At 44.7% G+C, this 20,114-nt stretch carries 20 protein-coding genes; 9 read left to right on the top strand and 11 right to left on the bottom strand.

All coding sequences use genetic code 11. The annotated features are described in order from the left end of the window. Positions 1–35: 35 nt before the first annotated feature. Positions 36–1,208, bottom strand: a complete 1,173-nt coding sequence (locus tag D081_RS03040) for a phosphoribosylaminoimidazolecarboxamide formyltransferase (RefSeq protein WP_085022649.1) — start codon at positions 1,206–1,208, stop codon at positions 36–38. 274 nt (positions 1,209–1,482) lie between these two features. Here D081_RS03040 and pfkA point away from each other — a divergent pair, with 274 nt between their 5' ends. Next, a complete protein-coding gene (gene pfkA / locus D081_RS03035; RefSeq protein WP_085022648.1) occupies positions 1,483–2,445 on the top strand; it encodes a 6-phosphofructokinase in 963 nt (320 codons plus the stop codon). Between the two features lie 221 nt (positions 2,446–2,666). Here pfkA and D081_RS03030 read toward each other — a convergent pair whose 3' ends face one another. From D081_RS03030 to rpmH, 9 genes are all read right to left on the bottom strand, one after another. Continuing rightward, positions 2,667–3,296 carry a hypothetical protein gene (locus tag D081_RS03030; protein WP_085022647.1) on the bottom strand — a complete coding sequence of 210 codons (630 nt, stop codon included), beginning with the start codon at positions 3,294–3,296 and terminating at the stop codon, positions 2,667–2,669. An 80-nt stretch (positions 3,297–3,376) separates the two neighbouring features. Further along, the gene (gene rsmG, locus D081_RS03025) at positions 3,377–4,096 is read right to left on the bottom strand and encodes a 16S rRNA (guanine(527)-N(7))-methyltransferase RsmG (protein ID WP_085022646.1); all 720 of its coding nucleotides are present in this window, start codon (positions 4,094–4,096) and stop codon (positions 3,377–3,379) included. Next, entirely contained in the window at positions 4,086–5,987 is a 1,902-nt protein-coding gene (gene mnmG, locus D081_RS03020) for a tRNA uridine-5-carboxymethylaminomethyl(34) synthesis enzyme MnmG (RefSeq protein WP_085022645.1), read from the bottom strand. The genes rsmG and mnmG overlap by 11 nt, the downstream gene beginning before the upstream one ends. A gap of 34 nt (positions 5,988–6,021) precedes the next feature. Further along, positions 6,022–7,440: a tRNA uridine-5-carboxymethylaminomethyl(34) synthesis GTPase MnmE gene (gene mnmE, locus D081_RS03015; protein WP_233127400.1), complete on the bottom strand. Its 1,419-nt coding sequence runs from the start codon at positions 7,438–7,440 to the stop codon at positions 6,022–6,024. Between the two features lie 85 nt (positions 7,441–7,525). Then, a complete protein-coding gene (gene jag / locus D081_RS03010; protein ID WP_085022643.1) occupies positions 7,526–8,197 on the bottom strand; it encodes an RNA-binding cell elongation regulator Jag/EloR in 672 nt (223 codons plus the stop codon). Positions 8,198–8,200: 3 nt separating this feature from the next. Next, a complete protein-coding gene (locus tag D081_RS03005) occupies positions 8,201–8,869 on the bottom strand; it encodes a YidC/Oxa1 family membrane protein insertase (protein ID WP_233127399.1) in 669 nt (222 codons plus the stop codon). A 42-nt stretch (positions 8,870–8,911) separates the two neighbouring features. Continuing rightward, positions 8,912–9,109, bottom strand: coding sequence for a membrane protein insertion efficiency factor YidD (yidD, locus tag D081_RS03000; RefSeq protein ID WP_369823985.1), 198 nt, complete (start codon positions 9,107–9,109; stop codon positions 8,912–8,914). Between the two features lie 21 nt (positions 9,110–9,130). Further along, positions 9,131–9,478 carry a ribonuclease P protein component gene (gene rnpA / locus D081_RS02995; RefSeq protein WP_085022642.1) on the bottom strand — a complete coding sequence of 116 codons (348 nt, stop codon included), beginning with the start codon at positions 9,476–9,478 and terminating at the stop codon, positions 9,131–9,133. A gap of 112 nt (positions 9,479–9,590) precedes the next feature. Further along, a complete protein-coding gene (gene rpmH, locus D081_RS02990; protein WP_027396727.1) occupies positions 9,591–9,725 on the bottom strand; it encodes a 50S ribosomal protein L34 in 135 nt (44 codons plus the stop codon). Between the two features lie 412 nt (positions 9,726–10,137). Here rpmH and dnaA point away from each other — a divergent pair, with 412 nt between their 5' ends. The 8 genes from dnaA to D081_RS02950 all read left to right on the top strand — a co-directional run bounded on the left by dnaA (position 10,138) and on the right by D081_RS02950 (position 19,304). Continuing rightward, positions 10,138–11,529, top strand: coding sequence for a chromosomal replication initiator protein DnaA (gene dnaA, locus D081_RS02985; protein ID WP_085022641.1), 1,392 nt, complete (start codon positions 10,138–10,140; stop codon positions 11,527–11,529). Between the two features lie 269 nt (positions 11,530–11,798). After that, positions 11,799–12,914: a DNA polymerase III subunit beta gene (dnaN, locus tag D081_RS02980; RefSeq protein WP_085022640.1), complete on the top strand. Its 1,116-nt coding sequence runs from the start codon at positions 11,799–11,801 to the stop codon at positions 12,912–12,914. Positions 12,915–12,938: 24 nt separating this feature from the next. Next, complete coding sequence (locus tag D081_RS02975; protein ID WP_085022665.1) at positions 12,939–13,160, top strand: RNA-binding S4 domain-containing protein; 222 nt, start codon at positions 12,939–12,941, stop codon at positions 13,158–13,160. A 6-nt stretch (positions 13,161–13,166) separates the two neighbouring features. Further along, positions 13,167–14,288: a DNA replication/repair protein RecF gene (gene recF, locus D081_RS02970; RefSeq protein ID WP_085022639.1), complete on the top strand. Its 1,122-nt coding sequence runs from the start codon at positions 13,167–13,169 to the stop codon at positions 14,286–14,288. Between the two features lie 4 nt (positions 14,289–14,292). Next, positions 14,293–15,237 (top strand): DUF721 domain-containing protein, encoded by a 945-nt coding sequence (locus tag D081_RS02965; protein ID WP_085022638.1) that lies wholly within the window; start codon positions 14,293–14,295, stop codon positions 15,235–15,237. 19 nt (positions 15,238–15,256) lie between these two features. Beyond that, the gene (gene gyrB, locus D081_RS02960) at positions 15,257–17,230 is read left to right on the top strand and encodes a DNA topoisomerase (ATP-hydrolyzing) subunit B (RefSeq protein WP_085022637.1); all 1,974 of its coding nucleotides are present in this window, start codon (positions 15,257–15,259) and stop codon (positions 17,228–17,230) included. A 136-nt stretch (positions 17,231–17,366) separates the two neighbouring features. Further along, positions 17,367–18,230, top strand: coding sequence for a zinc metalloprotease HtpX (htpX, locus tag D081_RS02955; protein WP_085022636.1), 864 nt, complete (start codon positions 17,367–17,369; stop codon positions 18,228–18,230). Positions 18,231–18,275: 45 nt separating this feature from the next. Continuing rightward, positions 18,276–19,304 (top strand): acyltransferase, encoded by a 1,029-nt coding sequence (locus D081_RS02950; protein WP_085022635.1) that lies wholly within the window; start codon positions 18,276–18,278, stop codon positions 19,302–19,304. Between the two features lie 42 nt (positions 19,305–19,346). On the opposite strand, the gene D081_RS02945 is transcribed toward D081_RS02950, so the two are convergent. Further along, entirely contained in the window at positions 19,347–19,922 is a 576-nt protein-coding gene (locus D081_RS02945; RefSeq protein WP_085022634.1) for a guanylate kinase, read from the bottom strand. Positions 19,923–20,114 lie beyond the last annotated feature (192 nt).

Below are 20,114 nucleotides of genomic sequence, written 5' to 3'. Positions count from 1 at the left end.
TAAAATGGGCAGGGTATTTTTAGTGCAATATAGAATTAATGATGGAACAGGCGAATATGGGTAAATGCCATAGTCATGCCATACTTGTCTGCAGTTTCAATAACATTATCGTCACGGATGGAGCCACCGGCCTGGGCAATGAACTCTACACCACTCTTCTTTGCCCGCTCCACATTGTCGCCAAATGGGAAGAAGGCATCAGATCCAAGGGCTACACCACTGATGGTCTTCAAGTACTCCTTCTTTTCCTCACGGGTAAGAGGAGCCGGCTTTTCAGTGAATACCCGCTTCCAGTCGTCGGTTTCCAGCAGGTCTTCCCATTCCTCGCCGATATAAACATCAATAGCATTATCACGGTCTGGACGGCGAACCTCATCCTTAAATGGCAGGGCCAAAACCTTTGGATGCTGGCGAAGATGCCATACATCAGCCTTGTTGCCTGCCAAACGGGTGCAGTGTACACGGGACTGCTGGCCGGCGCCAATACCGATAGCCTGGCCATCCTTGGCATAGCATACGGAATTGGACTGGGTGTATTTAAGAGTAATCAATGCAATAAGAAGATCACGCTTGGCAGCGTCAGTGAAGCTCTTGGACTTGGTAACAACTTCCTTCAGGCAGTCCTCGGTAATCTCCACATCATTGCGCTGCTGTTCAAAGGTAATGCCGAATACTTCCTTCTGCTCCAGTGCAGCCGGCTTGAAGCTGGTATCCATCTGAAGTACAAGATAGGTTCCCTTCCGCTTGGTCTTCAAGATTTCCAAAGCCTCTGCAGAATAGGATGGTGCAATAATACCGTCAGAAACCTCTCTGGCCAGGAAGGATGCAGTCTGGGCATCACACTCATCGGACAGTGCCACAAAATCACCATAGGAGGACATACGGTCTGCACCTCTGGCTCTGATGTAGGCAGTGGCAATAGGTGAAAGCTCAATGCCCTCTACGAAGTAAACCTTCTGAAGAATTTCCGGCAATGGAGCCGCTACAGCTGCACCGGCCGGGCTGACATGCTTAAAGGAGGCAGCCGCTGGAAGTCCGGTAGCCTTTTTCAGCTCCTGAACCAGCTGCCAGCTGTTCATGGCATCCAGCAAGTTAATGTAACCAGGCTTGCCGTTTAATACTGTAAAAGGAATATCCCCATTCTTCACAAATACCCGGGCAGGCTTCTGATTAGGATTACAACCATACTTCAATTCTAATTCTTGCATCTTTTTACTCCTTTATTAAATTAATAAAATACAACACAGAAGAATCTTTCTTATAATGGAAAAATTCTGACAACTGCGTTATAATAGTCACAAGACGACTTTGCTCGCCATTACAACTACGAAATTACTGTAACATTAGGCCGTTTTTTTGTCAATTAAATAAGACTTATTCAGCCATGACTTTATAACGCCATTGTTCAAATTTTTCTTCGTTAGAAGAAATAACATGGCTGAATTTAGTCGGATGCGTTGAAAAATAGAGAGGGGTAACTATATGTTAAAAAGCATTGGTGTTTTAACCAGCGGTGGCGACAGCCCTGGAATGAATGCGGCACTCCGTGCTGTAGTACGCACTGCTCTGTTTGAAGGAGTCAAGGTTTGGGGTATCTACAATGGTTATCGTGGTCTGCTGGATGAAGAAATGGAGGAAATGACCTCCCGCAGTGTCAGTGATATTATTCAGCGTGGCGGCACCATTCTTGGTACAGCCCGTTGCAAGCGCTTTATGACTGAAGAGGGCCGCAGACAGGCCTATGAAAATATGAAAAAGCGTGGTATCGAGGGTCTGGTTATCATCGGTGGGGACGGCAGCCTCCGAGGTGCAACCCAGCTGAGCCTGGAAACCGGTGTGCCTATCGTTGGTTTGCCTGGTACCATTGATAATGACGTATGGGGCACCGATTATACCATCGGCTCCGATACAGCTGCCAATACAATTATTGATGCCATCAACAAGCTCCGTGATACCGCTTCCTCTCATAACCGCATTGCCGTTGTTGAGGTAATGGGCCGTCACTGCGGCTGGCTGGCCATGCTGGCCGGTATTGCCGGCGGTGCAGAATTTATTCTGGTGCCGGAGGAAGAGTATAATCTGGATGATATCTGCAACGGCATTTTAAAATCCTACGAGCAGGGCCGCCGTTATTCCCTCATTGTGGTAGCCGAGGGTGTAGGCAGCTCCCTGGATATTGGCAAATATATTGAAGAAAAGACCAACATGGATGTACGCGTATCCGTCCTTGGCCATATTCAGCGCGGCGGTTCCCCATCCGTTCAGGACAGGGTAAAGGCCAGCCAGCTGGGTGAGCGGGCAACCCTGGCACTGATCGCCGGCCAGTCCGACGTGGTATTCGGCTTTAATCAGGGCAAGGTTGTGGCCATTGACCTTCACGATGCCATTACCAACAAGAAGAAAATGAGCGAGGAATTTACCCGCCTGGCCAAACAGTTAAACTAAGCTTTAAATAGTTTTTCTTCACTTATTCACAAGTTAATCACAAATTAACCTTAAATCTAAAAATCCTGTAGAACACTGTAATATCAGCGTTCTACAGGATTTTTCATTTATCGTTTTTCCTTTTTTCTACTGTTATCCACAAGGTTATTAACATATTCACAAATGTGTTCGCTTTTTTTGTGGATAATCCAATTTTTCTGTGAATAATTCTATAATTTGGATTAAATCTTGCCCATCTTGACGATTTCCTTCAATACCCGTACGGTGAACAGACCGTCAATAATTTCATCAATGGTCTTCCAGGTATTGTCTTCATTGGTCTTGCCGTATTTGGCCACAACTGCATGATATACAGTATCCTCAACACTTTCCGGTATCAGGCTCTCCCAGTGGTTGTGTTCATATTTTCTCTGCTTGATGTTGTTCTGTGGCCTGCCACCCTCAACCTCGATTTCACACAAAAACTGAATCTTTTTGTTCTGTGGATCCACCAGATAATGCTCCAGGAAATATCTGGAATCATCGGCCTCAGGACTGTACATTTCATAATTCCCATACTCATAAGGAACCATCTTTACCCAGGCCTCAAGAACGTACTTATCCATGGTATATGGGCGTCTTACCCAGCCTGAATCCTTCTTGTCCAGATAGTAAACATAGGAATCATCCTCAGCGAACTTAATAAACCGGCTCACTGATGAATCCTTGATTTCCTCCTCGGAGGACTTGCTGCTGCTTCCAGGTGGCTGCTGTACAGCGGTGCCAGCGTCATCATTGTTGGCACTGGCCAGGCTAAAGCTGAATAATATAGATAAAACAGTCAAAAGCGATACAATACTTTTTTTCACCATAATCACATCCTGTCTGTGTAACTGCACAATGGAATATTACCTATCATGTAACACTTCTATAAATAATTCAAAAATCCTTTCTATTCAATAGGATTTTTATCCGGAGTACCAGCCTTCCGTGGATAGACCTTAGGAGTGTTCTTTTCCTTTTTGATGTAAATTACAGCCCGCTTATCATCCAGATAAGGCAGCTTGACCTCTACACATTCTGCCTCTCCCCCGCCCAATACGGACAGGGCCTTCTTCGCCGCCTCTGCCTCCTCGGCAAATTTCATGCCCTTTAAGGCCGCAAAGGTACCATTTTTCTTTACGAAAGGCAGGCAATATTCCGCCAGCACCTGCAGACGGGCCACCGCCCTGGACACTGCCAGATCAAACTGCTCCCGCAGCTGCCTGTTTCTGGCCCCTTCCTCTGCCCTGGCGTGAATGCACTGGACATTCTGCAATCCCAGCTCATCCACCACGGTCTGCAAAAAATTAATCCGCTTATTTAAGGAATCCAGCAGGGTCAGCTTAATTTCCGGCCTGTATATCTTCAGTGGAATACCGGGAAAGCCAGCTCCTGTTCCCACATCAATAACACTGATATCCTTATTGAAACGGGCATCATCCCAGCAGGTCAGTGAATCTATCATGTGCTTAATGGCCACTTCCTTGGGCTCAGTAATGGCTGTCAGATTTATTTTCTCATTCCATTCAATAAGGAGCTGAAAATATTTATCAAACTGCTCCACCTGAGTATCCGTCAAGGAAATACCATATTTATCTGCTGCATCCTTTAAGTATTCCTTAAAGCTCATTTTTTGTCTCCTCTAACCGCTTTTGCTGTTCCAGATATATCATCAGCACTGAAATATCCGCCGGGGATACCCCGGAAATTCGGGCCGCCTGCCCAATGGAAATTGGCCGTATATCCGCCAGCTTCTCCCGGGCCTCATCCCGCAAATTAGCCACATTATTGTAATCAATAGCCTCCGGAATCAGCTTTTCCTCAAGCTTTTTCATCTTCTCCACCTGCTCCAGCTGCTTCTTGATGTAGCCTTCGTAGGTAATGGAAATCTCCACCTGCTGCTTGGCTTCCTCATTTATCTCCGGCAGATCAAAGATTTCCTTCAGCTTGTCATAGCTTATATCCGGCCGCTTCATCAAGTCGTACAGACTTATGGTATTGCGGATTTCCTCAATATTATTGTCAGCCAGAAGCTTCAGCGTCTCCTGATTTGGATTCAGCTTGCGGTCCTGCAGCAGCTTCACTGTATCATTGATAACCGCCATTTTTTTGTTGAATCTTTCCCAACGGTCATCCTTTACCAGACCAACCTTGCGGCCCAATGGAGTCAGACGCTGGTCTGCATTGTCCTGACGGAGAATCAGCCGATATTCCGCACGGGAGGTCATAATTCTATATGGCTCACTGGTGCCCTTGGTTACAAGATCATCAATCAATACGCCAATATAGGCATCAGACCGCTTTAAAATCAGCGGCTCCTTCCCCTGAACCTTCAGAGCAGCATTTATGCCCGCAATAATACCCTGGGCTGCTGCCTCCTCATAGCCGGAGGTGCCGTTGGCCTGGCCGGCGGAAAATAGTCCCGAAATTTTTTTCAGCTCCAGGGTAGGCTTCAGCTGCATTGGATCAAGGCAATCATACTCAATGGCATAGCCTGCTCGCATAACCTTGGCATGCTCCAGCCCCGGAATGGTATGGAGAAAATCAATCTGCACATCCATTGGCAGACTGGTGGACATACCCTGAACATAAACCTCGTTGGTATGAAGCCCCTCCGGCTCCAGGAACAGCTGGTGCCGCTCCTTGTCCGGGAATCTTATGAGCTTGGTTTCAATGGAAGGACAATAGCGTGGTCCAATACCCTTAATAATGCCGTTGGCCATAGGAGCCCGATCAATATTATCCATAATAATTTTATGGGTCTGAGCATTGGTATATGTCAGCCAGCATGGAGTCTGCTGACGGGTGGTAATATCACTCATAAAGGAGAAATTGCGGGCCTCTTCATTGCCCGGCTGAATCTCCATCTTGTCATAATCAAGGGTGCGGGCATCCACTCTGGCCGGGGTTCCCGTCTTAAACCGCATGAGCTTTATTCCCGCATCCAGCAATGATTGGGACAGCTTTTCCGCAGAACGCTGACCGCTTGGACCGCCGGAATAGGTATGGAGACCAATAATGATCTGCCCCTTCAAATAGGTGCCAGTAGCCAAAATAGCCGCCTTGCAGTTATACTGCTCCATATTTTCCGTAATAATACCCTTGATCTGATTATCCTCAATAATCAGCTGGTCAATCATAAGCTGCTTTACATCAAGATTTTCTGTATTTTCGCATACTTCCTTCATGCGGAACTGATAATGCTTTTTATCAGCCTGGGCCCGAATGGCGTGTACTGCAGGACCCTTGCCGGTATTGAGCATACGGAACTGAATGCAGGTTTCATCAGCATTGATGCCCATCTGACCCCCTAAGGCGTCCAGCTCCCGTACCAAATGACCCTTTGCCGGGCCACCAACTGACGGATTGCATGGCATAAGGGCAATATTATCCATACTGAGGGTAGCCAGCAGGGTATTGCAGCCAATACGGGCCGAAGCCAAAGCCGCCTCTACCCCCGCATGGCCGGCACCAATTACTATTACATCATATTCTCCAGCTATAAATAGCTTGTCGCTCACGTTGATTCCTCCAAATATATGAACTCATCCGCTTCTACTTTCCTATGCAGAAATTACTGAATATCTGGTCCACAATATCATCCTCAATAGTTTCGCCGGTAATCTCCCCCAGCTTTTCCCATGAGGCTCTCAAATCAATAACAATAAAATCCTCACTCATGCCCATATCAATGGTATTGAGGGTATCCCCCAACAAGGAGGCCGCCTGTCTGAGAATTTCACCCTGCCGGGCATCACATAGGGCCTGGCTTTCCATGATTTTGGTATTGCCCCCATAGACTATATCACTGAGCAGCTGCTCCAGCAGCTCCTGGCCTTCACCGCTCTTGGCGGACATGGGAACAATTCCCCTGATTCTGGCATTGGGACAATTCTTTAGCTTCCCACTAATAATATCATCATTTACATCAGCTGATAAGTCCATTTTGTTCATGATAACAATCACATTTCCCGGACACTTATCCAGCAGCTGTATTATTTCCTCATCCTCATGATTCAGCGGCTCATTGCTGTCAAACACCGCCAGTACCAGCTCGGCATCATTGGCATAGGAATAGGCCTTTTCCACACCGATTTTTTCCACTATATCATCAGTATCACGGATTCCCGCCGTATCAATGAGCCTGAGGGGAATACCGCCAATATTCACGTATTCCTCGATGCTGTCGCGGGTAGTTCCCGGCACGTCAGTAACAATGGCCCGCTCCTGACCCAAAAGAAGGTTCATAATACTGGATTTACCCGCATTTGGCTTGCCGATAATGGCGGTCTTTAAGCCATCCCGCAGGATGATTCCAGTATGGGAACCATCCACCATTTTTTGGATTTTATCCTGAAGCAGCTTAACCCTTTCACGGGTATCCTCAAAATCCATGCCCTCAATATCATCCTCCGGAAAATCAATGGAGGCCTCCAAATGGGCAATGATTTCCAAAATATCATGTCTGAAGCCCTTGATTTTATCGGAAAAGCCACCGGACAGATGGCTCATGGCCATGGCCAGTGAAGCCTGGGTCTTGGCATTGATAACATCCATTACAGCCTGGGCCTGGCTCAAATCAAGACGGCCATTTAAAAAGGCCCGCTTGGTAAATTCTCCCGGCTCTGCAGCCCGTGCACCATGACGATATGTAAGGGACAATATTTCCCGCATTACCACACTGCCGCCGTGGCACTGAATTTCCACCACGTCCTCGCAGGTATATGAATTTGGAGCATTCATGACAATGCAGATAGCCTCATCAATTATTCTGCCCTGCTCATCCAGAACCTGTCCGTAGACAGCTGACCTTGGGGCGTACTCCTCCATGGATTTTGCAGAAAAAGGCCTAAAAATCTTATGGGCAATGGAAACGGCATGCTGACCGCTTATTCTGATAATACCAATACCACCCTCGCCCGGTGCTGTGGCAATGGCACTGATGGTATCCTCCATCGTAGTTTTCTCCTGCATAAATCCTCCAAATTCATATTTCAACATATATAATAAAGGCTGCCCCAAATGTGAGACAGCCTCCAAATCATATTTACAGAAAAAATTAGCTTTCTCTGTCCTTGCGCTCATGATAATCACGACGGCCGCCACGCTTCAGTTCAATTACAACCTTGCGGTAAGGCTCATCGCCAGAGCTGTAGGTAGAAACACGGTAATTATCCTGCAAAGCCATGTGAATAATCTTTCTTTCATGACGGTTCATAGGCTCCAGAACAATGCGTTCCCCGGTTCTTCTGACCTTGTCTGCCAGGCGCATGGCCAGGCGACGCAGGGTATCCTCCCGACGGCTTCTGTAGTTCTCAATATCGATAATAACGCGAACCTTATTATCACTAATGCCGCGGTTTGCAGCCAAATTGGACAGATACTGCAGAGAATCAAGGGTCTGTCCATGCTTACCAATGAGAATACCAAGATTATCACCGATAAGATTGAAAACAGTACCATCCTCAGATTCGCTCTTTTCAATCTCAATATCCAGCTTCATAGCCGCAAAGATTTCATTAAGGAACTTTTCTGCCTTTTCAATAGGTGAAAGCTCACGCACAATGGCCTTTACCCGTGCGGGCTTGCCACCCAGTAAACCAAGGAAGCCCTTGGTAGGCTCTACCACTTCTACAAAATCTACCAAAGAAGGGTCTACACCCAACTCCGCCAAAGCAGCCTGCTTGGCGTCATAGACTGTTTTGCCAGTCTTCTCAACTTCTAAAGACATTTATCAGGCAGCCTCCTTCTGGTCTTCTTTTCTGAACATATACCACTGCTGAGCCATCTGGCATACATTCATTACTACCCAGTACAGAACCAGACCTGCTGGGAAATTGATGGAGATATAACCAATGAAGATTGGCATGATGTACATCATCATCTTCATCTGCTGATTTTCCTGACCATTCATTGCCATGGACTGACGCTGAGCCAGATAAGTGGTCAACGCAGACAAAAGAGGCAAAATGTAGGTTGAATCAGGATCAGACAGGCTGGACAACCACAGGAAGGTTGGATCACCGGAATACTCCAGTCCATACAGAGAATAATAAACACCCATGAGAATAGGCATCTGTACCAGAAGTGGCAGACAGCCTGCCAGAGGATTTACCCCGGACTCCTGATAAAGCTCACCCATCTTCTGCTGCATCAGCTGTGGGTTATTCTTATAATCCTTCTGGATTTTCTTTAATTTAGGCTGAATTTCCTGCATAGCCTTCATGGACTTTATCTGCTTTGCATTTAAAGGATAAAGGCAAAGCTTCACGCAGATAGTCATGAGAATGATGGCAACGCCATAGTTAGGAAAGCCGGCCGCAACAGTAATGCTGTAAAATCCATCCATAATCAGGCGGAAAAGATCTACAACAGGCTCAAATGCCGATGCTAAAAAATCCAATTTAACACACCCTAATTTCTCTCAAAAAAATAAAATCCTATATTACGGAACCGGATCATATCCACCTTTATGAAATGGATGACAACGAAGAATTCTCCTTATTGCCAGATATCCACCCTTCACGGGTCCGTATTTTTCAATAGCAATCATCGCATATTCCGAACAGGTAGGAACAAAGCGACAGGAAGGCGGCTTAAGTGGTGAAATATAGGAACGGTAAAATCCTATCATGTATAACATGAATTTCTTCACCAATTATACTCATCTCCCAAAAATTTCGGCCTTTCTTCCCAAGTTGAGAAAAGCCTTTTCGATAACATGGTATTTAACTTCCACAGCTGGTTTTCTGCCAACCAACAGGAGACAAAGATTATCCTTTATTTCCCCCTGGTGCAACCGGTAACACTCCCGCATAAGACGCTTGACTCTATTACGCGCTACTGCATTGCCAAGTTTTTTTCCGGCAGCAAAGCCAACCTTGTCCTCCAGCCCGCTTGCTGTAAAGACATACAATACTAAGTACCTGTTTGCATAGGATTTCCCAAAACGGTGGACCTTTTGAAAATCGTTCCTACGACGCAGGATACGACTTTTAGGTAACTTGTACATGGCAAAATCCTCATTTCAGCAAATAGAACATAGAACCAGATACATGTCCCGTACAATTATGGGTCATAACTGGTTCTATAGAGAAAAATAGGCCACCGAAGTGACCCTGTTATTAAGCTGAAATCTTCTTTCTGCCTCTAGCGCGTCTTCTTGCTAAAACCTGACGGCCACCCTTAGTCTTCATACGCTCACGGAAACCATGAGTCTTCTTCTTCCAATGATTGTTAGGCTGATAAGTCTGCTTCAATGCTGGCACCTCCTTATATTATTACGAGCAAAATACTCGGTCAAACCGCAATTACACATAGTCCTTGGATTTTAACTAACAAGATTATAGACCAGGGGTTATTGCAGTGTCAAGAATTTTTACTAGGCAGGCTGGGTATAAGTCAATATTTTTGTGGATAAATCACATATTGAGATGAGATATGCACCATTTTTTGTTGATAACTACATGATATTCTGTTATTATTATGAAGGTATTTCACATATACTTATCAACAGATTCCGGATATTTTTTCGGGGATATATTATATAGAAGAAAAACATAAAAAAACAACCAAAAATCGTCTGAAACCCTTGATTTATCCACATACTTATTAACAAATGTGGATAAATTTATTTGTCTGTTGATACATTTTTTCTAGGAGAATAACAGTATGAACCAAGAACAGCTTAAAGAAATTTGGGATAAAATAATTGCTGAATTAAAAAATAATTTGGCTCCGGCAGTAATTGAGAACTGGTTCTCAATGCTTAAGCCTGTGAGCCTTGAAAATAATGTTTTAACCATCAGCACTCCCCATGAGGTTACCAAGCAATTCATTGATGAAAGATACAAGACCATCATTCAGGATGCCTGCAAGAATGCCCTGAATATGAGTGATATTTCCTATGAAATTGTAGTGGTAGAGGAAAATCAGCCGGAAAAGGAAGAGCCGGTGGAGTCTTTGTTTACTGAAAATGAAGGCCAGCCAGTTTCTGCCTCCTCCTATGATACTCCGAGCCAGATTGCTCCTGGAGATGTTTCTTCATTAAACCCAAAATATGTTTTTGACACCCTGGTAGCCGGCAGCTTCAACCGTATTGCCTATGCTGCAGCCCAGGCCGTTGCCAAGGATCCCGGCAAAAACTACAACCCGTTGTTCATGTATGGCGGCGTAGGTCTTGGAAAAACCCATCTCATGCACGCCATCGGCCATGAAGTACTGAAAAACGACCCAAACAAGCGGGTTCTCTATATTACCTCTGAGAAATTCACCAATGAGCTGATTAATGCCATCGGTGACAAAACCACAGAGGCCTTCAGACAGAAATACAGAAATATCGACCTGCTCATGGTAGACGATATTCAGTTCCTTTCCAAAAAGATACAGACCCAGGAGGAATTCTTCCATACCTTTAACGCCCTTCATCAGGCCAATAAGCAGATTGTACTTTCCTCCGATAGACCACCACATGAAATACAGGATCTGGAAAAACGTCTCAGCTCCCGCTTTGCCGGCGGCATGCTCACCGACATTCAGCCACCGGAGCTGGAAACCCGTATTGCGATTCTGAAAAAGAAAACCGAGGCTGAAAAGATAGACATTCCAAATGAAGCCCTGGTTTACATTGCCAGCCGCATCGACAACAACATCCGAGAGCTGGAGGGTGCCCTTACCCGTGTTGTGGCATATTCCGAGCTTATCGGTGAAAAGATCACCACCGATCTGGTGGCTGACACCCTGAAGGACGTATATCCGGACAATCACAGCAAGGAAATTACCATGGATGTTATCCAGGAGGTTGTGGCCAACCACTTCAACCTGAAGATAGATGACCTTAACAGCAGCAAGCGTACCAAGGCCCTGGCTTATCCAAGACAGATTGCCATGTATCTTTGCCGCGAGCTCACCAATAATTCACTTCCTCAGATAGGTGATTTCTTTGGTGGCAGAGACCACACCACTGTACTTCACGCCTGTAACAAGATAACTGAAGACAAGGGCAGTGACTCAAAACTTAATAACACTCTGCAGGAGCTTACCAAGCGTATTGAGCGTTTATAATGATATTAAAGGCTCTGTACAGTTATCCCACACTTTTTGTGAATAACTATGTATATTCCCTGTAGAAGAAATGTAGATAAACTTCGGGGAAGGATTATTCTGTGATTTAAGTGGATAACCTTCCCTCTTTTATCAACTTTTTATAAACATGAGAGCTTTCTTTCTCTTCAAAGGCTCCATGTACTTATCCACTTTTCCACAGGCCCTACTACTACGGCTACTAATTTTTAAATAATATAACCATAATAAATACTTAAGGGGTGCATAACATGAAATTTACATGTCAGAGAACTGATTTATCCCAGGCAATTCAGACAGTATCAAAGGCAGTATCCTCAAAGCCACAGAATCCAATTATTTCAGGAATATACATAAAGGCAGAGAACAACACCTTGGAGCTTCAGGCTACAGATTATGAAATTGGCATTATCTGTAAAATAGAGGCTGAAGTAACAGAGCCCGGCAATATCGTTTTATCCGGCAAATACATTCAGGAGGTAATCAGAAAGCTTCCTGGTACTACTGTGGAATTTGAATATGACCGTCAGGAGAAAACCTCCCATATCAGATCCAACCGTTCTCATTTCACTCTTCTCAGCATGTCTGCCGAGGACTTCCCTATTATTAAAAAGCTGGAGGCTACCCATAGCTTCAAAATCATGGACAATGTTCTCCATGAGCTCATTGGCAGAACCACCTTCTCCTGCTCCAATGAGGAGGCAAGACCAGTATTTACCGGCTGTCTGCTGGAGCTGAACGACTCCTCTGTAGTCATGGTTTCCACTGATACCAAGAGACTGGCTATTCAGACAAAGGTTTTGGAGGGTATTGAGGGTCAGAGCAAGATGATTATTCCTTCCAAGATTTTGAATGAAATCCAGAAGCTGCTGGTTTCCGATATGCCTCGTCTGGTAAATATCAACTACAACTCCAACCAGATCAGCTTTGAATTTGACGATACCTATATTTCTTCCCGTCTTATTGATGGCCAGTTCCCGGATTATCATCGCGTAGTGCCGGTTGATTTTGGTACCAGAATCAAGCTGAACACCGAGGAATTCCGCTCAGTTGTGGACAGAATTGCCCTTATTTCCCGTACCAACGACTACAATGTGGCTACCATGGAATTTTCCTGCGGTATGGTACGCATTACCTCTGACAACCCAGAAATCGGTAATGCTGATGAATCCCTTACTGCTGAAATTGACGGCGAGGACATCATTATTTCCTTTAATGCCGACTATATTTCCGATGTACTGAAGATCGTAAACACCAAGGAATTTTATATAAGTCTTAATAATTCACTGAGTCCGGCTGCTATCCGTATGCTGGATGATGATTCCTTCACCTACATCATCACTCCTGTCCGTACTCCAGGAAACTGATTTGGAGGAATAAAAATGGCTAATATTGAAAAAATAGAGGTTAATACTGAAACCATACAGCTGGACCAGTTTTTGAAATGGGCCGGTGTATTGGAATCCGGCGGCCAGGTGAAGCTCATGATTGAGGATGAGATGATTTTGGTCAACGGCACCGTGGAAACTGCCCGCCGTAAAAAGCTTCATGATGGTGATGTTGTGGAGATTAAGGAAATGGGCTCCTGGCAGGTAGTATTCAAGGGAGAATAACAGGCCATGAAGCTGAAGCACCTGAAGCTGGTGGGATACAGGAATTATAAGGATTTATCCCTTGATTTATCCCATGGAACCAACATATTTATTGGCAGAAACGCTCAAGGAAAGACCAATATCCTTGAGTCTGTTTGCTATGCCTCCATGGGAAGCTCCTTCAGGACCGGCAGCGACAACGACCTTATTATGTGGAATCAGCCGGGAAGCAGTGTTACCATTGATTTTCAGAGGATGGGCGTGGACAACAGGCTGGAATTTATATTTCAGCGGGAAAAAAGGCGCCAGATTATCCATAACGGCAGCAAAATCAAGGCCAAGGAGCTTATAGGAATCATAAATGTGGTGCTGTTTTCACCTGAGGATCTTACCCTTATAAAGGGAGCTCCAGCAGAGCGGCGGAGATTTTTGGACGTGGAAATTTCCCAGGCCAGCCCTGCCTATTATGGTGAGCTAATAAAATATAACCATTTACTGCAGCAGCGAAATACCCTCCTGAAAAGCATAAGGGAGGGCAAGGCCCAGGCCTCCATGCTGGAAATGTGGGACAGCCAGCTGGTGGAAAGCGGCATAAAAATAATCGGCAAGCGGCTGGAAACCGTAAGAAAATTAAATATGCTGGCAAATCTTATGCAGCGTCGGATTTCCACCAACGAGGAAAATCTGTCCTTGTCCTATTCCATCAAGGGCTACACAGGCCTTGTGGATAAGATAGATGAAAATATAATTTTGTGGTATAATAAGACGTTACGTGATGTAACAAGAGATGATATTTATCGCGGCTCCACCAGCATTGGACCCCATCGTGATGATATTCAGATATATGTTAACGGCATAGATTTGAAGGCCTTTGGCTCCCAGGGGCAGCAGCGCACCGGCGTGTTGTCCATGAAGCTTTCAGAGCTGGAATTTATCCGTTCGGAAAAGGGAGAATATCCAATTCTGCTCCTGGACGATGTCATGAGTGAGCTGGATATGAACAGGCGTCAGCAGCTGCTGGAATTCATCAAAAAGGAAAATATACAGACCATTATTACTGCCACTGATAAGGCTTACTTCCCGGAGGATAACAGCTGCGTTTTTTATCAGGTGTCAGCTGGAACCGTAGAGGCAAGTGACAGGAAGTGATACCATGTCAGCTCCAGGCAAGGGCAAAGTGGATAAAAAAAACATAATAAAAAAAGGCAAGCTGGAGAAGCTGAATATAATACTTCCACAGATTGTAAAATCCATGAGCATTGGCAGGGAATTTTCCTCTCATATGTTGATGTATTACTGGCCGCGGATCGTGGGGCAGCATATTTCCGAAAATGTGTCCCCCGTAAAGCTGGAATTTAAAAAGCTGTTTCTTTATACCTCCCATCCCATTTGGGCTACCCAGCTTTCCTACATGAAGGATGAGCTGAAGGATAAAATCAACAGCTTTATGGGTGAATATCTGGTAGAGGATTTGATTTTTACCAATATTAAGCCCGAAAAAATTGATTTTGAAGAAAATGAAAATGAAGTTAATCTGGGCAGGGAAATCAGAAAGATAAATATCACTGATGATGAGCTGGATGAAATATCCAACGATCTTGCCGAGGTTAAGGATGATGATCTGCGAAGGCTGCTTCTGAAGGTTAAGATTAACGATGCCAAGCTGAAAAAATACCGCAGGCAGTCCAATTGGCATCCCTGCAGCAGATGTCAGACCCTGTGTCCTCCTGAGGAGCAGCTTTGTGACGGTTGCAGGCGGCTGGCCAATGAAGAAAGGCTGGACAGCATCAGAAAATATCTGGTGGATGTACCCTGGGCCAGATTTTGTGATATTGTGAAGGATATACCCTGCACTGCCGATGAGGTCAATGAACAGCGGATTATCCTGATGAAGCTGTTGGCATCAAAGATAAATGCCAATAATACAGACTGCATGGAGGTCACTTTGCTTACCATGCTTTATAAGTCTGTTTCTCCGGATAAATTAACGCCGGAGCTGCGGGAGCAGACCATAAAAAAATTCAGATATGATTTTATTGGCAGCTTTTCCCCTTCAAAGGGAAGCAAGTACCATAAGAACATACAAAAGAAAGTTTAAGTTGGAGGAGAATTAATTCATGGCCACTGAAAATGAAGCTTTGATTAATGATGAAGAAGTACAGATACATGTTGATGAGATAGGTTCCGAGGTTTCTGCCGTTGATGGCGATTATGGTGCAGACCAGATTCAGGTTCTTGAGGGCCTGGAGGCTGTAAGAAAGCGCCCTGGTATGTACATCGGTAGCACCTCCGAGCGCGGTCTCCATCACCTTGTTTATGAGGTAGTTGACAACTCCATTGATGAGGCTTTGGCTGGCTACTGTACTGATATTGATGTAACCATTCACACCGATAACAGCATAACTGTAGTGGACAATGGCCGTGGTATTCCTGTTGATCTCCATGAAACCGGCAAGCCAGCCGTGGAGGTAGTTTTGACAGTTCTCCATGCCGGCGGCAAGTTCGGCGGTGATGGCTACAAGGTTTCCGGCGGTCTCCACGGTGTAGGTGTATCCGTAGTTAATGCTCTCAGTGAGTATATGGATGTACAGGTAAAGCGTGACGGCAAGATTCATGAAATTGCCTTCCAGCGCGGTGTTACCACTTCTCCAATGACCATTACAGGAGATACTGAGGAAACCGGCACCAGAGTACATTTCATGCCGGATAAGGAAATTTTCAGCGTTACTGAATATAACTTTGATACTTTGAAGCACAGACTGAGAGAGCTGGCCTTCCTTAACCGTGGCATTACCATCAATCTCAGTGATGAGCGCAGCGGCAACCGTGAAACCTTCCACTTTGAGGGCGGTATCCGTTCCTTTGTGGAGCATCTGAACCGCAAAAAGACCAAAATAAATGAGACTCCTATTTACTTCAATGGTACCAAGGATGACATCGTTGTTGAAATTGCCATGCAGTACAACGATACCTATCAGGAGAATATTTACAGCTTTGTAAACAACATCAATACCGAGGAAGGCGGCACCCATCTGGCAGGCTTCAAGATAGCCCTTACCCGTGCAGCCAATGATTTCGCAAAGAAGAACAACATCATCAAGGGAAATCAGCAGAATCTCTCCGGTGAGGATGTCCGTGAGGGTCTGACCTGTGTTATCAGCCTGAAAATCCGTGAGCCTCAGTTTGAGGGCCAGACCAAGACCAAGCTGGGCAACTCCGAGGTCCGTGGTATTGTTGATTCCATTGTTTCTGAGGGTCTCAACGAATATTTCGAGGAAAATCCAGCCATTACCAAGCGTGTTCTGGACAAGGCCGTAATGGCATCCCGTGCCCGTGAGGCTGCCAGAAAGGCCCGTGAGCTCACCAGAAGAAAGAATGCCCTGGAGGTTAATTCTCTTCCTGGCAAGCTGGCTGACTGCTCCATCAAGGACCCGGAAAAGGCTGAGATTTATATCGTAGAGGGTGACTCTGCAGGCGGCAGCGCCAAGCAGGGCCGTGACCGCCGCTTCCAGGCTATTCTGCCTCTCCGCGGCAAGATTCTCAACGTAGAGAAGGCCCGTCTGGACAAGATTTACAGCAATGCAGAAATCCGCACCATGATTACCGCCTTTGGCAGCGGTATCGGTGATGAATTTGATATTTCAAAGCGCCGCTACGGCAAGATTATTATCATGACCGATGCGGACGTTGATGGTGCCCATATCCGTACCCTGCTCCTTACCTTCTTCTATCGCTATATGAAGCCATTGATTGAGCGGGGCCATGTATATATTGCCCAGCCGCCTCTTTATCAGATCCGCAAGGGCAAGAAGCACTGGTATACCTTCAGTGATGAAGAGCTGGAGGCCAAGCTGAACGAGGTGGGCCGTGACGGCGTAAACGTACAGCGCTACAAGGGTCTTGGTGAGATGAATCCTGAGCAGCTGTGGGAAACCACCATGGATCCTGAGACCAGAACCATGCTCCGGGTAGACATGGAGGATGCCCAGGAGGCCGATGAGCTCTTCAATATCCTCATGGGTGACAAGGTTGAGCCTCGCCGCCAGTTCATTGAGGAACACGCAAAATACGTAAGAAATCTGGATATTTGATTTTTTGACATTTTTTAATTTATTTTTCATAATTCTGATATATACTCTTTTCATAAAGAGCCTTCCCCTAAAGTGGAAGGTGTCAGCCTTTAGGCTGACGGATGAGGTGTATATCTTAAAGAGGTGAACGTAAATTATGAATACATTGAAAACTACAGTATTGATGGCCCTGCTTATGGGTATAATGATAACCATCGGTAATGCCTTTGGCGGACGCCATGGTGCCATGCTGATGCTGATGATTTCTTTGGGAATGAATTTCTTTACCTATTGGTTCAGTGATACCATGGTACTGAAAATGTACGGTGCCCGTGAAATCAACCAGCAGGAGGCTCCACAGCTCTTCAATATGGTGGCCGGTCTGGCTGCCAATGCACAGCTGCCAATGCCTAAGGTTTGCATTATCAACAGTGCCATTCCAAATGCCTTTGCAACGGGCCGTAACCCGTCCCACGCTGCAGTGGCAGTGACCACAGGCATTATGAATGCCCTCAGTCCTGAGGAGCTCAGCGGCGTTCTGGCCCATGAGCTTTCCCATATCAAGCATCGTGATACCCTTATTTCCACTGTGGCGGCAGCCTTTGCCGGCGTCATTTCCATGATTGCCAATATCGCCCAGTGGTCCATGATTTTCGGCAGCAGCTCCGATGATGATGACAACGGCAATATTATTGGTCTGTTGGCCACCATTATTTTGGCTCCGTTGGCCGCTGCCCTTATTCAGATGGCCATATCCCGTTCCAGGGAGTATGAGGCGGATAAATCCGGTGGTGTTATCTGCGGTAATCCAAATTATCTGGCAGATGCCCTTCAGAAAATCGAGTATTATTCCCTTCATGCCAGACCAATGGAACAGGCTACTCCGGCCACCTCACATATGTTTATTATCAACCCTCTGGCTGGCTCCAGCATGAAGCTGTCCACACTGTTCAGCACTCATCCTGCTACCAGTGAAAGAATCCAGCTTCTCCGTCAGCAGGCAGCTGCCATGGGTAAATAAGGGCATAAAAAAAAGACTTCCTAAATAGTGATTAATAGAATAATAATGAGTTCCATAGTTAGCACAGATAAACAGACACGAAATACATTATTGGATTTATTAAAGGGAATATGTATTTTGGCTGTTGTGTTTACTCATTTTCGTTGGAGTGAACATGATAAGCTTTTAATGGGCTTTCCCTTTGAGCTGGATATGGCTGTTCCCTTATTTATGCTTATATCCGGTTATGTTTATGCTTTGTCATATGAAAGAAATAATATTATTTCTTTCAAACAGGCCTACGGAAAAAATAGAATTATAAAGTCCCTTATCAGGTATACGATTCCCTTTATAATTGTATTTATTGCTGAATGTTTATTGTATGTAATCTGGCATACTATAGATCCGAGATATAAAATTCCCAATATTTTATATGCCTTGGTTACTGGTGGATGGGGGCCGGGAAGCTATTACTATCCGTTACTCATACAGCTGATATTTTTATATCCAATACTATATTTTTTAATAAAAAAATACAGTAAAACGGGTTTGATTTTGGCCCTGCTGTTAAATTTCGGATGGGAAGTTTCAAAAACAATTCTTGATGTATCTCCCGTCCTGTATAGATTGCTGATTTTTAGATATATTTTACTTATATCCTTTGGAATTTACTCCTACTTAAATCCGAACAAGCTGTCAAAAAGCAGTCTTTTACCTTTTTTCATAGTTGGAATTGTATTTATTATATATACTAAATATCTTGATAATCAGGTTTTGTTTTTGGAGCGATGGACAGGGACCTGCTTTATAGCGTCCATGTATATTATGCCTGTATTTTATGTACTGGTCAGAAGGAATTGTATTCTGAAAAACAAATTTACTGATATCATTGTCAGGTGTGGTCAGGCTTCGTATAATATTTATCTTTTCCAGATGCTGTTTTATTATTTTTTTGCCGGTTTGGTGTATCAGTATGTTAGTTATGGTGTCATCCAGTTGTTGATTTTATTTTTTGTTCCTCCAATAATTGGATATGTGTTTTTTACAATAGAAGACCCAGTTACCAAGTCGATAATAAAAAAATTAGTCAAATAAGAAAAAGCCACTCATAATGAGTGGCTTTTTGTATGCCTATAATTAGGTCTGTGTATTTATCTTTGTCACCTGGGTCTTGCCGATAAGGCCCATAATGGCCATCAGCTGGTCCAGGGATTTCTCCGGATCACCGATATTCTTGATAACGTAATTGGTGGTTTTCCAGTTATCAAATTCACCGTTGTTTTCCGCATATTCCAGATGGTACTTCATATCCACATTGTTGTGTCCCATCTTGAGCATACGGTCGATAAGGGTAACATAATCCACCATGATGAAAACGGTCTCCAGATTGTTGGTCAACAGCTTGCTGACCTGCTTTACACCGTTGATGGTAAGCATGGTAACGCTGATTTTCTCAGTTTTCAGGGCATTGAGAACATCGGTCTTTAACAGGCCGTAGTAATCCCCCTTGTAGGTAACCTTAACAATCCAATCCTGTTTGAGAAAATCGCTCTGGCTCAAAAACTTTGTGGTATTTGTCTCTTTATCAAATTCCATAGGAGCCCTGGTGGTATACACCGGAATGTAATGAACTCCCATCTTTATGAGCTTGGAGATAAGCGTGGACTTGCCGCTGGCATGTGGTCCAATCAATGCATAAATTTTAGATGTCATATACAGTCACCATCGATTCATTGTGCAAATATTATAAATCATCAAGTGTTATATATTCATTTTAGCATAAAAAATATTAAATAAGTAGAGGTAAGTTAAATTAATTGCAAAAAATATTTACGAAAACACAAAACGGGCAGCAACCGAACGCCACCCGTTTCATGCCATCTACCTATTTCCACCAAAACACTG

It is taken from the genome of Anaerovibrio sp. JC8 (assembly GCF_002100115.1).
In the GTDB taxonomy this organism is placed as follows: domain Bacteria; phylum Bacillota; class Negativicutes; order Selenomonadales; family Selenomonadaceae; genus Anaerovibrio.
Note: the sequence above shows the minus strand (reverse complement) of the source record. Positions and strands in the feature narration are given on the sequence as shown.